Here is a 13070-nt window from a genome sequence, read left to right as displayed (position 1 = left end):
ATAAATTAGGTTGTGGAAGAGCATATTATAGAAGATAAGACTTTAATCAGAACAGCGAAAGTGATTTCGGTCGTATTCACACCGTTCTCTATCCCTTTCTTGGCTTTTCTGGTTCTATTCATTTTCTCGTACCTGCGCATCATGCCGTTGCAGTACAAGTTGATAGTGCTGGGTGTGGTGTATTGCTTCACCATCCTTATGCCTACCCTAACCATCTTCATCTTCCGCAAAGTCAACGGTTTCAGTCCGGGAGAACTAGTGGAACGGAAAAAGAGATATGTTCCCTTTATCTTGACCATCACTTCCTACATATTCTGCCTGCTCATGATGCATCGGCTCAATATCCCATGGTACATGACCGGCATTATTCTCTCTGTTCTAGTAATGATGATTATCTGTGTGATAGTCAACCTGAAATGGAAACTGAGCGAACACATGGCAGGCGCCGGAGCTGTAATCGGCGGGTTGGTGGCTTTCAGTGCCTTGTTCAGCTACAATCCCGTATGGTGGTTATGCCTCTTTATACTGGTGGCAGGCATATTGGGCACCGCTCGCATCATCCTGCAGCACCACACTTTGGGCGAAGTAATGGGAGGCTTTGCCGTAGGACTTATCTGCTCGCTGTTGGTGCTCCATCCGTTGAGCAACATACTGTTCCGAATCTTTCTCTTTTAAAATTTTGATTTATCAATTAAATAAGTATCAACCTTTAAAAACTAATGATCATGAACTTCCCGACTAATGTAAAGTACACCAAAGAACACGAATGGATTCGCCAGGAAGGCGATGTAGCTTATGTAGGTATTACTGATTATGCACAAGACCAATTGGGTGACATCGTGTTTGTCGATATTCCGACAGTAGGTGAAACATTGGCTGCCGATGAAGTGTTCGGCACCATTGAAGTAGTAAAAACCATTTCAGATCTCTTTCTGCCTGTAAATGGAGAAATTCTGGAACAGAACGAAACGCTTGCCGATCAACCGGAATTGGTAAACCAAGACCCGTATGGTGAAGGCTGGCTCATTAAAATCAAACCCGCTGCAGATGCCGATTTCGACAGCCTGCTGGATGCAGAAGCCTACAAAGCTCTGATAAACGAATAACTTATAACCCATAATTTAATTATGTCCCCAATCGTTAGTATCATCATGGGCAGTACTTCCGACCTCCCCGTTATGGAGAAGGCCGCGCAATTGCTCAATGACCTGCATGTACCGTTCGAAATGAACGCCCTCTCTGCTCACCGTACCCCGGAAGCAGTGGAGGAATTTGCCAAGAATGCCCGCCAACGCGGCATTAAAGTGATTATTGCCGCTGCCGGCATGGCTGCCGCCCTGCCCGGTGTCATTGCCGCCAATACCACACTGCCGGTAATCGGTGTTCCCATAAAGGGCTCTGTACTCGATGGCGTAGATGCCCTTTACTCCATTATCCAAATGCCTCCGGGCATACCGGTAGCTACCGTTGCCATCAATGGTGCCATGAACGCTGCCATCCTTGCCGTACAAATGCTGGCACTGAGCGATTCCTCATTAGCTGAAACATTCGCTGCCTACAAAGAGGGGTTGAAAAGGAAAATAGTCAAGGCAAATGAAGACTTGAAGGATGTGAAGTACGAATATAAGACAAATTGACAATGAGTAATTGACAATGAGGCAATCCAACCAACGGTCAATTATAAATTATCAACTATCAATTAAAGAAATGGATTTATTCAACTATTCCCGACGGGAAACATCAGAAGTAAACATCGGAGCCACCCCCATGGGCGGCTCCAATCCTATCCGCATACAAAGTATGACAAATACCGCCACGCAGGACACAGAAGCCTGCGTGGCACAAACCAAACGTATCGTCGATGCCGGAGGAGAGTATGTACGCCTCACAGCCCAAGGCGTCAAAGAGGCTGAGAATCTGATGAATATTAACATTAGGCTACGTCAGGACGGTTATATGGTGCCACTCGTGGCCGACATTCACTTCAATCCGAAGGTAGCGGATGTGGCAGCACAATATGTAGAGAAAGTACGTATCAATCCGGGAAACTATGTGGATGCGGCACGTACTTTCAAGCATCTGGAGTATACCGACGAGGAGTACGCTCAGGAGTTGCAGAAGATACACGACCGCTTTGTCCCCTTCCTCAATATCTGCAAGGAGAACCATACTGCCATCCGCATCGGCGTGAACCACGGTTCATTGTCCGACCGCATCATGTCCCGCTATGGCGATACCCCCGAAGGTATGGTGGAATCTTGTATGGAATTTCTGCGTATCTGCGTGCAAGAGCATTTTACGGATGTAGTTATTTCCATCAAAGCATCCAATACAGTGGTCATGGTAAAGACAGTACGCTTGCTGGCAGCCGTCATGGAGCAGGAGGACATGCAATTCCCGTTGCACCTTGGTGTAACGGAAGCCGGAGACGGAGAAGACGGACGCATCAAGTCGGCTCTGGGCATCGGGGCCTTGTTAGCAGACGGTTTGGGTGACACCATTCGCGTTTCCTTGAGCGAAGCCCCGGAGGCAGAAATCCCCGTAGCCCGCAAACTAGTGGACTATATCGTGCAGCGCCACGACCATCCTTACATCCCCGGAGCAGATGTACCGGAATTCAATTATCTCTCTCCCACCCTCCGCGAGACTACTGCCGTACACAATATCGGCGGAGGCAATCTACCCGTGGTCATTGCCGCACGCCTGAACGGGGACATGAACTTTAATCCGCAATTCATTCCGGATTATATCTATACGGGACGTTCCATTCCCGAACAACTGCCGAAAGGTGTGCAATGTATTATCGACGCCGACATCTGGATGGAACGGCACATCCACGAAGCAGTGCCGGTCAATGCCTGGCCTGTCTTCAAAGGAGACCAGCTACCTTTCCTAAGCAGCTGCAACGCCTCATTGAAGTTCCTCTTCATCACTTATATGGGATTGAACGACGAAGCCATCGCCTGCCTGAAGTATCATCCGGAAGTCGTGCTGATTTCGCAAAGCAACCATCCCAACCGATTGGGCGAACAACGCGCCCTGGTACACCAGATGATGAAGGAAGGCCTGAAAAATCCGGTAGTCTTCTTTGAGCACTATGCAGAGAATGAAGTGGAGAACCTGCAAATTAAAGCAGCAGCCGATATGGGAGCACTTATCTTCGACGGACTGTGCAACGGTATACTTCTTTTCAACCAAGGAGAAACCATAAATGGCAAAATGGTGGATGCCACTGCTTTCGGCATCCTGCAAGCCGGACGTGTACGTACCAGCAAGACCGAATACATCTCTTGCCCCGGCTGCGGACGCACACTCTACGACCTGGAAAGCACCATTGCCCGCATCAAGACAGCTACCGGTCATCTGAAAGGGCTCAAGATAGGCATCATGGGATGCATTGTCAACGGTCCCGGAGAAATGGCAGATGCTGACTATGGCTATGTAGGTGCCGGACGAGGTAAAATCAGCCTTTACAAGAAGAAAGAATGCGTCGAAAAGAACATTCCCGAAGAAGAAGCGGTAGAAAAACTGATAAAACTTATCAGAGACAATGGCGACTATATAGAAAAATAAAAATTATAGTATGGATTATCAGAAAATACTGAAAGACATTCATCAGGAGATACAGCCCTATGCCACCATTGGCAAACAAGCTGATTACATTCCGGCACTTGCCAAAATCAACCCGAATCAGTTCGGGATGTGCATTCGCACAATCCAAGACGAAACCTTTATACATGGAGAAGCTGCCACAGGCTTCTCCATACAAAGTATTTCGAAAGTATTCTCACTTGCCATGTGTCTGAGCCTCGAAGGAGACAATCTATGGAAAAGAGTGGGCAAAGAGCCCTCGGGTACTGCCTTCAACTCGCTGGTGCAGCTAGAGGTAGAAAAAGGTATTCCCCGGAATCCGTTTATCAATGCCGGAGCCATTGTGATGACCGATATCCTGCTGAATCATCTGAAGCATCCCGAAGAAGAATATCTACGTTTTGTCCGTTCCATCAGCGGAAACGACGGAATTGGCTATAACGAAGAGGTGGCCCTGTCCGAGCGCAAGAACGGTTATCTGAATGCCGCCATCGCCAACCTGTTGAAATATCATCATAACATAGACAATGACATAGAACGCGTGCTCCGTTTCTATTTCCTGCAATGCTCCATAGAAATGAGCTGCCATGATTTGGCCAAGGCCTTTTTACCTTTCGCCAACCACAAACAAGCCTTTGCATTCGAGAACATCACGCTGACCTCCTCCCAGGTAAAAAGAATAAATGCCATCATGCAGACATGCGGCTTTTATGACGAAGCCGGGGAATTCTCTTATCTGGTGGGCCTTCCGGGGAAAAGTGGTGTAGGAGGCGGCATAGCCGCCGTTTATCCGTTGCGCTATTCGGTGGCCGTATGGAGCCCGAGGCTAAACCGAAAAGGGAACTCAGTGATGGGCATCAAGGCATTGGAATTGCTGACTACACAGACGCAGGAGTCTATTTTCTGAAAAATCAGCGTAAATATTTATCAAAGTCCACCTCTCTGAACTTAAAGTTATGATGCTCGGAGGGGTGGTCCAGATAAGTCTGCGTATCCGGCAATACCACAAAAGTACTTACCCGACCGGAAGTCGTGCAAGAAGTTAAAAAAGCGCCCCCTAAAAAGAGCGCTCCGATAACAGACAATATTCTCATCATTTTTTCTTCTGATTAAACAGCCACTCCATAAAACCAGGATAGTTGAAAGCCGGATTCCAACTACCATGATTACAACCAGGAAATTCAATATATTCCACATCGGCACCAATAGCTTTCAAGGCCCGATATGCTGCACGCGATCCTTCAGGAGTCACTACATTATCCGCATCTCCATGAAAAATACGAAACTTGACCGATTTGCCAGCCTTCAACCGTGCCGGATTCACTGTTCCACAAATAGGTATTGCTGCCGCAAAAATCTCCGGATAGCGGACAGCCATGTCAAATGTACCCATTCCTCCCATAGAAAGTCCCATAACATAGATACGGTCTTTGTCTATCTGCGGCATGGCCAGATAGAAATCCAACAACTCTTTCAACGTACGGAAAATAGGAGAAACAGGCACTTCCAACGGCATATCTTCCGGAACAAAAGATGAAGGGCGCTCCGTATATGCCCAATATCCGGTTTCAGGACACTGCGGAGCCAAAATAAACGCCGGATACTTTTCGCGGTTTACAGGATTAAGCCACATCTGCCCACCATGAACCAATTGTTTCTCATTATCATTGCCACGCTCTCCGGCACCATGCAGGAAAAGCACCAAAGGATACTTTTCATCAGGTTTCATCACCTCTGGACGCAACAAACGATACAACAATGTATCTCCACGGGAAGAGATATAAGTTTCCTTTTGAAAGGTTTCTTGTGCAAACGAAAACAAGAAAAAGAATAATCCACAAAGGATGCCGATTATACGTTTCATCTTATTATTTATTTTACATGTTTAACTTCCGAACGTAAAGATACACCATTTTCATTGAAAGCCTCCACACAAAAATAATAATCCTGATCAGCAGTAAGGGTTTTCATCAACAAATCAGTCTTATCATAGACCATCCAAGAGCTGTAAAGTTTGTCTGGTGCAATGCCCCAAAGTATGTTGTAACCTTGCGCACCTTTCACAGCCTCCCAACGGATGGAGATGTCACGACGGTCTGCTTGGCGGTCAAGTACCAACTTTTTGGGTTGTTGCGGTGCCTTCCCCATACCCAATCCAAAGACGCGAAGTTCAGATATAGCCAGATTCGGTGTCGGTATATCTATATTTTTATAACGGATATAACGGGCAGACTTGGGTAATGCCAGTTCAACATAATCATTCGGAGTATCCCTATAACTTTCCTTACGGTCCACCAATATCTCCCAATTCTCACCATCAAGAGAACCTTCGATGAGATAACGGTGATGGAGTCCTTCGTAGCGACCGTACATATTACTTTGATAATCGTGATAGTTTATCTGAATAGCATACACATCAGCAGGTTTCTCCAAATCAATCATCACCCACTGCCGTTCGTCATTAGCCTCGGCAAGCCAAAAAGTTTTAGTCAGTTCATCCGTCAGGGCATCTGCCTCAAATTCGTCTTTTGTAGTAGAAGCCGTCACCGGCTTGCCATACGAAAGCAACATCCACCCACGGAACTGTCCAGCCTTGCCCGATACGGCAGGTGCATAACGGGGATAGTCTCCGAAACGAGTATCTACATACATAATGCCATCTTTATCGAACCCCGCCGGAAACATACAAAGGCGACGTTCCCAATTCACATTGATAGAGAGTGACATCGAAGCAAAATGCCAATATTGTCCGCCAGGGCCAAGCACGGTACTTCCATGTCCGGCACCGTTCATATAACCACCCGGCTTGTAGGACACCGGATTATGCTTTTGGTAAGTATAAGGCCCCATCGGATAATCGGCCACATAAACACCATCGGCATAGACATTGAATTCCGTTCCCGGAGCACCGTATTGCATATAGTATTTCCCATTATGCTTCGTCAGCCAAGGCCCCTCAATATATCCGCCCAATACAGTATCCGTATGATTTTCACCGAAACGTTCCCAGCCATGTTTAGGCATATCCAAATTGAAGAGTTCTTTCGTTTCTCCCTTCTTGATGAAACGCTGGTTCTTGTCCAGTTCCATTCCCCTGATAGGATACACATTGGAAGAGCCCCAGAACATATACGCTTTACCGTCATCGTCAATAAACAAATCGGGATCTTGCAGATTATGCAAGATTGCCGGAACAGCTTCCCAGTTTCCTGAAGCCGGATTATCCGTATAAAGGATACTCATGGAACCGGAAGGATCACCGGTCACATAAAGTACCGAATCTTTGTAATTATGTGCCGCCGGAGCATTACACCCTTGCGGATACCAGTTCCTGCCCGGACGTACAAACTCCCAGTTCAGCAAATCTCTGGAACGCCAATAACCATGTGAACGGGTAACAAACATATAATATTCACCCCGGAACTCCACCACGGCAGGATCGGCACCGGAACGGTAGGAGATATTCTTATCCGAATTATAAATCATGTACGTGTAATCGATATTCAAAGGATTACAATAAGTATCCATACGCATGTCCTGTGCAGAAAGGAAATTCGCCAAACACAACAGCAGCACCAGACCACTTAATCTTTTCATCATATTATCCACATTTATATTTCTAAATATTCATTTATACATCACGAAATATGCACCATTATTTACACAGAGATTCAGGAACATCATATTCTTCCTGCAGGCGGGTAAGTTCCGCTTTCAATTCTGCAACAACCTTCTCCATCCCTTTTTCACCATACAAATTATGCATTTCTGCCGGGTCCTCCTCCAAATCATAAAGTTCCCACTTGTCATCCACATAAAAATGCATCAATTTATAGCGCTCCATCTTGACACCGTAATGTGCACGGACACTATGAAAACCGGGGAATTCATAATAATGATAGTAAAGTGACTTCCTCCAGTTTCGTGGAGTGATTCCTCTCTCTACCAACCGACGAAATGACACTCCCTGCATGTCTTCAGGAATCTCAATTCCACACATATCGAGAAAAGTGGGAGCGAAATCAATATTCTGAGTTAATCCTGTTACCTGCGTTCCAGGCTTAATATGTCCCGGCCAGCTCATTACCATCGGCATACCGAAAGACTCCTCATACATAAAACGTTTATCAAACCAACCGTGCTCGCCCAGATAGAACCCCTGGTCTGTAGTATAAACGACAATCGTATTTTTATCCAATCCGGTACGCTTCAAATAATCCGATATTTCTCCTACACTCTCGTCCACGCTTGCCACACAAGCCATATAATCCTGTAAATAACGCTGATATTTCCATTCTGCCACCTCTTTGAAAGTACGCTGTTTCGAATAAAATTCATTGTTCCGTTCACGATAGGCATCCATAAAACGGCGGCGCTCATCCGGCTCCATCGTACCAAGAAAAGCATGAGGCCACGGGTCGAATAGCAGACTGTCGCTATTCATACCCGCAACCATCTTCAAGTCGTGACCTTCGTACATATCACGGTATATATTCATCTTCTGCATTTGTGCCGCATAACGTCCTTCGTATGCATCATAATAATTGTCGGGTAAAGGGAACTGCGTGTGTTCGTACAAATGATAATGCCGTTCGGCAGGCACCCAATTACGGTGAACGGCTTTGTGATGCATCATCAGGAAAAAAGGTTTATTCTTATCCTCGCGCCCACTCATCCAGTCTTCACAATATTGGGTAATGAGGTCAGTCACATATCCTTTATGCCGAACGGTATCTCCCTCGGTAATAAAATACGGATTATAATAATCTCCCTGATCATTCAAGATCATCCAATGGTCAAACCCGGTAGGCTTTGAAACAAGATGCCACTTGCCGATAATGGCTGTCTCATAACCGTTTGCTTGCAATATCTTCGGCAGTGTCTGCTGCGAACCGTCAAATCCTTTATTTCCATTCCTCATAAAACCATTTTTATGGCTATGCTTACCAGTCAGTATGGCTGCACGGCTGGGGCCGGAAATGGAATTGCAACAGTAATTATTCTGAAATACCGCCCCTTCATGCCCAATACGGTCAATATGGGGAGTAGGAGCTATTTTACCTATGGGATGTCCATATATACTCATTGCTTGTTGGGCATGGTCATCACTCATGATAAAAATAATGTTAGGATGCCCGTTTCCTATTCCTTGTTTCTGTTCTTGTCCTTGCATCCAAACCGAAGGAACAAAGGGCAACAAGGCAATTCCCCAGGATAGTTTATTTTTCATGTATTCATTATTTGTTGTAATTTATCAAAAGCGCAACGTTGTTTTATAATTTACTGACTATCAGCGTGGTTAAAATACAGCGCATTCAGTATACGACTGAGCCCTATTCAGTATACGACTGAATGGCATTCACTATACGACTGAATTAGGTTCAGTATACAAGTGTTTCTTGAACCCTTATGATTTGTAAATAATGCAGAATAGAATTAGACGAGTCCTCTTTACAGTTTCAAAGTAACCAATACGGGAGCATGGTCGGAAAGATAGCCATTGTCCGGCTTATCGCCAACTGTGCGGTAACGCTCCACCTCTACAGAAGCATTTACGAATATAAAATCTATCAGCCTGCGCTTCTCCACCGGAATACGTCCGAAGTCATGAAAGCTCCATGTCGGTCCGTAAACGACCTTTGCCGTGGAACAAGCGTTCCTCATTCCACCTTCCGTCAATATAGTGACCGGCTCGGAGTCTACCGTTCCATTAAAGTCTCCAGTGATAATTACCGGAAGCTCTCCCGCTATTTGCTTTATCTTCTCGAGTATTAACTTAGCGCTTTCTCGACGTGCCACCTTACCTACATGGTCAAAGTGGGTATTGAAAGCAGCTACTTTCCCGCCACTCACCTTGTCTTTCAACACAGCCCAAGTCACGATACGTTCGCATGCCGCATCCCAGCCTTTCTTTCCGATGGAATCGGGAGTCTCACTCAGTCCGAAATCTCCGTTCTCCAAAAGTTCAAAACGGTCTGTCTTATAAAAAAGGGAGCAATATTCGCCTTTCTCTTTTCCATCTGCACGACCTACGCCAAGGGCAGTATATTGAGGAAGACGCTCCTTCAGGTCATCAAGTTGATTCTTTACCACTTCCTGCATGCCCACAATGTCCGGAGCATAATAAGCAATCATCTGTGCTGCATTATCCTTACGGTATTTCCAGTTATTCATACTGTCCGCTACATGATCCAGACGGATGTTGAACGACATCACTTCTACCTTGGCTTCCGGTTGCTTGCCGCACGAGGCGACAAGCAATGCGAAAGCAACCAATACACTATTGAAAAGCACGTTTTTCATGGTCATAATTCTTTTTAATCTATATAAAATCTTACCAAAATCAAATCCTGCCAAACCTAATCAGCCTTATTCAAATAAGGAGATGTAAAGCCTAATCTCTTCAATCCCTTCTGTACATCGGGATGACTCATGAAAAGCTTCCAAATCAAACCGGTGCGATAGTTCTCTATCATCACGATAATCGGTCCCTGGTCAATGGCAAGATACGAAGGCGCAAACCAATCCTCAGTCAGATTAAATGCATCCTTGAACCCATATTCACCCCAAAGACGGTCACCCAGTTCTTCATAGAAATAGCGCATGGCCTCCAAAGAATACTCCGGTGTATAAGGAACGGATGAAAGAGCCGCAGTAGGCGTAATCACGCCGCGATCATTTCCGGGGCTATGGGCAGAATAGCCTTTATCACCGTCACTGGCTGTCAATCCCCAGCATTTCTCACCGTAACCCTTATATCCCTTCGGATTTTCGATACAATAGGCACGGTTAATCAAAGTATGGGCCTTCATTTGTTCCTCGTAGTCAGCATAGCGGTCCTTCAATCCATGAGGGTCAAGCCCCATGTAAGAGTAATGAGTAAAGAACAAAGGACCGCCCTTACTGTTATCGTTTCCGAGAGGAAGCCTGATGCCATAATACTCCTGACCATTCAGAAAAGTGTTCGCATTGGCCCAGCCCTTATGATAAACGCTCTCGGCAATCGGATAAGTAGGAGAAGACGCACCTAAAATGTAAACAATGTGACACTCGTTATGACCTTTAATCTGGTGGTTCATCGCCCATCCGTTATTGGGTGACCAGTGCCAGTACATCACATCTTGCCCTTGAGTGAAGAAATTCCACTCTGCTTGGCGCCACAGATTATTAATCATTCCCCTGATACGGTTTTCCGTCGGATTATCCTTTATAAAATACTGATGGGCAGCCAACAAGCCTTCGAACATGAAAGCGGATTCTACAATATCCGCTCCATCGTCCTTACGGCTGAAAGGAATGGTCTTACCGGTTTTACCGTTCATCCAATGCGCCCACATACCGTGATAGCTGTCGGTATTCTTGTCGCTCAAGAAACGAACAATCTTCAGTATACGTTCGGCACCTTGTTCGCGGGTGATAAACCCACGTTCCACGCCGACAATGACAGCCATCACTCCGAACCCCGACCCGCCAATGGTAACAACCTCGGCACCGCCGTTGCTCCGCTCACGCGCCAATCCGGATTCGGGATGGGCAAAGTCCCAAAAGTAACGGAAAGTTTGCTTCTGGACGAGGGTCATGAGTTCGTCGTCAGAAAGCTGCTTCTGCTTATTCTGTCCCGAAATCAAATTAAAAGGGTATAGCAAAAGCATCAAATATATTAATATTCTCATCATAATCATTCTTTTAGTTTAAGCACGGACTCTGGAAGCCAAGCTTCTTCAGTCCTTGTTGGATTTCCGGTATAGACATAAATAAATTCCAAAGGAGGCCTGTTCTATAATTCTCTATCATACAGATTATCGGCCCTTGGTCAATGGCTATGTACTGAGTATCGTACCAATCTGCCGTCAAATTAAAGGCATCTATAAAACCATAATCTTTCCAAAGTTTGTCTCCCATCTTATAATAGAAGAAATGCAGCGCTTCCATTGACTCCTCCGGAGTATAAGGAAATGCGGACAAAGCAGCTGTTGGAGCAATGACCCCTTTATCATTAGTAGGTGAATGAGCTGAATATCCCGTATCACCGTCACTTGCCGTCACCCCCCAACAAGAAGCGCTATAACCCGTATATCCTTTGGGATTTTCCTTACAATAACTGTAATTAATCAACGTATGATTGCGATTTTGCATCCAGTAATCGGCATATTGGTCTTCCAGTCCTTGCGGGTTAATGCCCAGAAAAGAATATTGAGACAAGAATAGCGGTCCCCCCTTATCCGAACCTAAAGGAAGAGTGATGCCATAATAAGATTTTCCATTCCTGATTCCTCCATTTTTAGCCCAGCCTGCTTCATATACAACTTTATCTATAGCATGTGTTGGAGACGACGCAGCAAGTATATAAGTAATCAGGCACTCATTCCACCCTCTTATTGCCAAGTTCTTCTCAAAACCGTAATCGGGACTCCAATGCCAATACAGTACATCTTCACCATTTTTCCGGAACCAAGTCCAGTCAATAGCTTCCCAAAGACGGGTTATGTCGGCACGCAACCTACTTTCTACTTCCGTATTTTCCTTGAAATAGGCTCGAGCAGCAAGCAAACCTTGAAATAACAAGGATGTCTCAACCAAATCGGCACCGTTGTCTTTCTCACTGAAAGGTTTGGTTGCTCCCGTTGCGCCATTTATCCAATGTGCATAAGCACCATGATAAGCCGTACATTCCTTATCAAGAAAAGTAACAATCTTCTGCACTCGCTCAACGGCTTGCTGACGGGTAATAAAGCCCCGTTCGGCAGCTACCAGCATGGCCATCACGCCAAAGCCGGTACCGCCGGTAGTAACTACATCGCCCGAAGCAGTACGTTCGCGCGCCATTCCGGAATATTCATGCCCAAAGTCCCAGAAGTACTTAAAGGTCTGCTTCTGTATCAATGTCAACAAGTCCTCATCAGGGATACGCTCAAACTTATCTGTATCATCCATTCCTGTCTTAATCATACAAACCTTGCCATTGGAAAGCAGTGTCCCGGAAGTGGCTTTCACCCCCGGATTGACAATCAATTTATACGATGACAAGATTTTAAACCCCTCCTTAGGAGTCATCGATACTTTTTTCTCTTGCAGGAACTCATAATCGCAGCTTATGGGAAGCTCCTCATGTTTCAAAACAATATTGTTACGGGCTGAAGCCTCATCTACAGCATCCGAGAACTCCAAAACAATGGCTACATTGGGAGCAACATTCTCAAATGTCTGTTGGTTTTGTTGGTCACCCACAATGATATTCTTCAACTCGAAAGGCTGATTCACCTCAGGTTGATTATCACCACCGCACGCAACCAACAAAAGACATACTATGAAATATAATACTTCACTACTGTCCCATTAAAATCTGAAAAATTTCTTTGAAATTATTGAAATATAGTTAGTTACATGGATTTTTCGAGCGAACGGACTTGAAATTTTATCTTTGCGGTAGTTTTACTATGACCGCATATGTTTCAAGACAAGTTTGTATTTGCTCAGTT

12 protein-coding genes are annotated in these 13070 nt (G+C 45.4%); 5 read left to right on the top strand and 7 right to left on the bottom strand.

What is annotated here, in order from left to right; translation table 11 throughout:
* Window positions 1-12 precede the first annotated feature (12 nt).
* From HU824_RS02390 to HU824_RS02370, 5 genes are all read left to right on the top strand, one after another.
* Window positions 13-675, top strand: a complete 663-nt coding sequence (locus HU824_RS02390) for a hypothetical protein (protein ID WP_176467967.1) — start codon at window positions 13-15, stop codon at window positions 673-675.
* A 50-nt stretch (window positions 676-725) separates the two neighbouring features.
* Window positions 726-1106 carry a glycine cleavage system protein GcvH gene (gene gcvH / locus HU824_RS02385; protein ID WP_136008835.1) on the top strand — a complete coding sequence of 127 codons (381 nt, stop codon included), beginning with the start codon at window positions 726-728 and terminating at the stop codon, window positions 1104-1106.
* Between the two features lie 21 nt (window positions 1107-1127).
* Complete coding sequence (gene purE, locus HU824_RS02380; RefSeq protein ID WP_136008834.1) at window positions 1128-1637, top strand: 5-(carboxyamino)imidazole ribonucleotide mutase; 510 nt, start codon at window positions 1128-1130, stop codon at window positions 1635-1637.
* A gap of 70 nt (window positions 1638-1707) precedes the next feature.
* Complete coding sequence (locus HU824_RS02375; protein WP_176467966.1) at window positions 1708-3573, top strand: 4-hydroxy-3-methylbut-2-en-1-yl diphosphate synthase; 1866 nt, start codon at window positions 1708-1710, stop codon at window positions 3571-3573.
* Window positions 3574-3583: 10 nt separating this feature from the next.
* A complete protein-coding gene (locus HU824_RS02370) occupies window positions 3584-4498 on the top strand; it encodes a glutaminase (RefSeq protein WP_176467965.1) in 915 nt (304 codons plus the stop codon).
* A 4-nt stretch (window positions 4499-4502) separates the two neighbouring features.
* Here the strand turns inward: HU824_RS02370 and HU824_RS02365 are convergent, their stop codons facing one another.
* From HU824_RS02365 to HU824_RS02335, 7 genes are all read right to left on the bottom strand, one after another.
* A complete protein-coding gene (locus HU824_RS02365) occupies window positions 4503-4688 on the bottom strand; it encodes a hypothetical protein (protein ID WP_255260443.1) in 186 nt (61 codons plus the stop codon).
* The gene (locus HU824_RS02360) at window positions 4685-5455 is read right to left on the bottom strand and encodes a prolyl oligopeptidase family serine peptidase (protein ID WP_176467964.1); all 771 of its coding nucleotides are present in this window, start codon (window positions 5453-5455) and stop codon (window positions 4685-4687) included. The genes HU824_RS02365 and HU824_RS02360 overlap by 4 nt, the downstream gene beginning before the upstream one ends.
* A gap of 8 nt (window positions 5456-5463) precedes the next feature.
* Window positions 5464-7188: a family 43 glycosylhydrolase gene (locus HU824_RS02355; protein WP_176468030.1), complete on the bottom strand. Its 1725-nt coding sequence runs from the start codon at window positions 7186-7188 to the stop codon at window positions 5464-5466.
* A 58-nt stretch (window positions 7189-7246) separates the two neighbouring features.
* Window positions 7247-8821, bottom strand: coding sequence for a sulfatase (locus tag HU824_RS02350; RefSeq protein WP_176467963.1), 1575 nt, complete (start codon window positions 8819-8821; stop codon window positions 7247-7249).
* Between the two features lie 221 nt (window positions 8822-9042).
* Entirely contained in the window at window positions 9043-9894 is an 852-nt protein-coding gene (locus HU824_RS02345; protein WP_176467962.1) for an endonuclease/exonuclease/phosphatase family protein, read from the bottom strand.
* Window positions 9895-9950: 56 nt separating this feature from the next.
* Window positions 9951-11243 carry a glucoamylase family protein gene (locus HU824_RS02340; RefSeq protein WP_255260448.1) on the bottom strand — a complete coding sequence of 431 codons (1293 nt, stop codon included), beginning with the start codon at window positions 11241-11243 and terminating at the stop codon, window positions 9951-9953.
* Between the two features lie 34 nt (window positions 11244-11277).
* A complete protein-coding gene (locus HU824_RS02335; protein WP_176468029.1) occupies window positions 11278-12900 on the bottom strand; it encodes a glucoamylase family protein in 1623 nt (540 codons plus the stop codon).
* Window positions 12901-13070 lie beyond the last annotated feature (170 nt).

Origin of the sequence: Bacteroides sp. L10-4 (genome assembly GCF_013373675.1) — a bacterium.
Classification (GTDB): Bacteria; Bacteroidota; Bacteroidia; order Bacteroidales; family Bacteroidaceae; genus Bacteroides; species Bacteroides muris.
The sequence above is the reverse complement of the archived record's forward strand: the minus strand, read 5'-3'. Positions and strand labels throughout refer to the sequence as shown.

Bases quoted from the DNA above. Each gene is read 5' to 3' on its own strand.
- HU824_RS02360 (WP_176467964.1), bottom strand. From the start codon at position 5,455: ATGAAACGTATAATCGGCATCCTTTGTGGATTATTCTTTTTCTTGTTT.
- HU824_RS02375 (WP_176467966.1), top strand. From the start codon at position 1,708: ATGGATTTATTCAACTATTCCCGACGGGAAACATCAGAAGTAAACATC.
- HU824_RS02340 (WP_255260448.1), bottom strand. From the start codon at position 11,243: ATGCTTTTGCTATACCCTTTTAATTTGATTTCGGGACAGAATAAGCAG.
- HU824_RS02355 (WP_176468030.1), bottom strand. From the start codon at position 7,188: ATGAAAAGATTAAGTGGTCTGGTGCTGCTGTTGTGTTTGGCGAATTTC.
- HU824_RS02370 (WP_176467965.1), top strand. From the start codon at position 3,584: ATGGATTATCAGAAAATACTGAAAGACATTCATCAGGAGATACAGCCC.
- gcvH (WP_136008835.1), top strand. From the start codon at position 726: ATGAACTTCCCGACTAATGTAAAGTACACCAAAGAACACGAATGGATT.
- purE (WP_136008834.1), top strand. From the start codon at position 1,128: ATGTCCCCAATCGTTAGTATCATCATGGGCAGTACTTCCGACCTCCCC.
- HU824_RS02345 (WP_176467962.1), bottom strand. From the start codon at position 9,894: ATGAAAAACGTGCTTTTCAATAGTGTATTGGTTGCTTTCGCATTGCTT.
- HU824_RS02350 (WP_176467963.1), bottom strand. From the start codon at position 8,821: ATGAAAAATAAACTATCCTGGGGAATTGCCTTGTTGCCCTTTGTTCCT.
- HU824_RS02365 (WP_255260443.1), bottom strand. From the start codon at position 4,688: ATGATGAGAATATTGTCTGTTATCGGAGCGCTCTTTTTAGGGGGCGCT.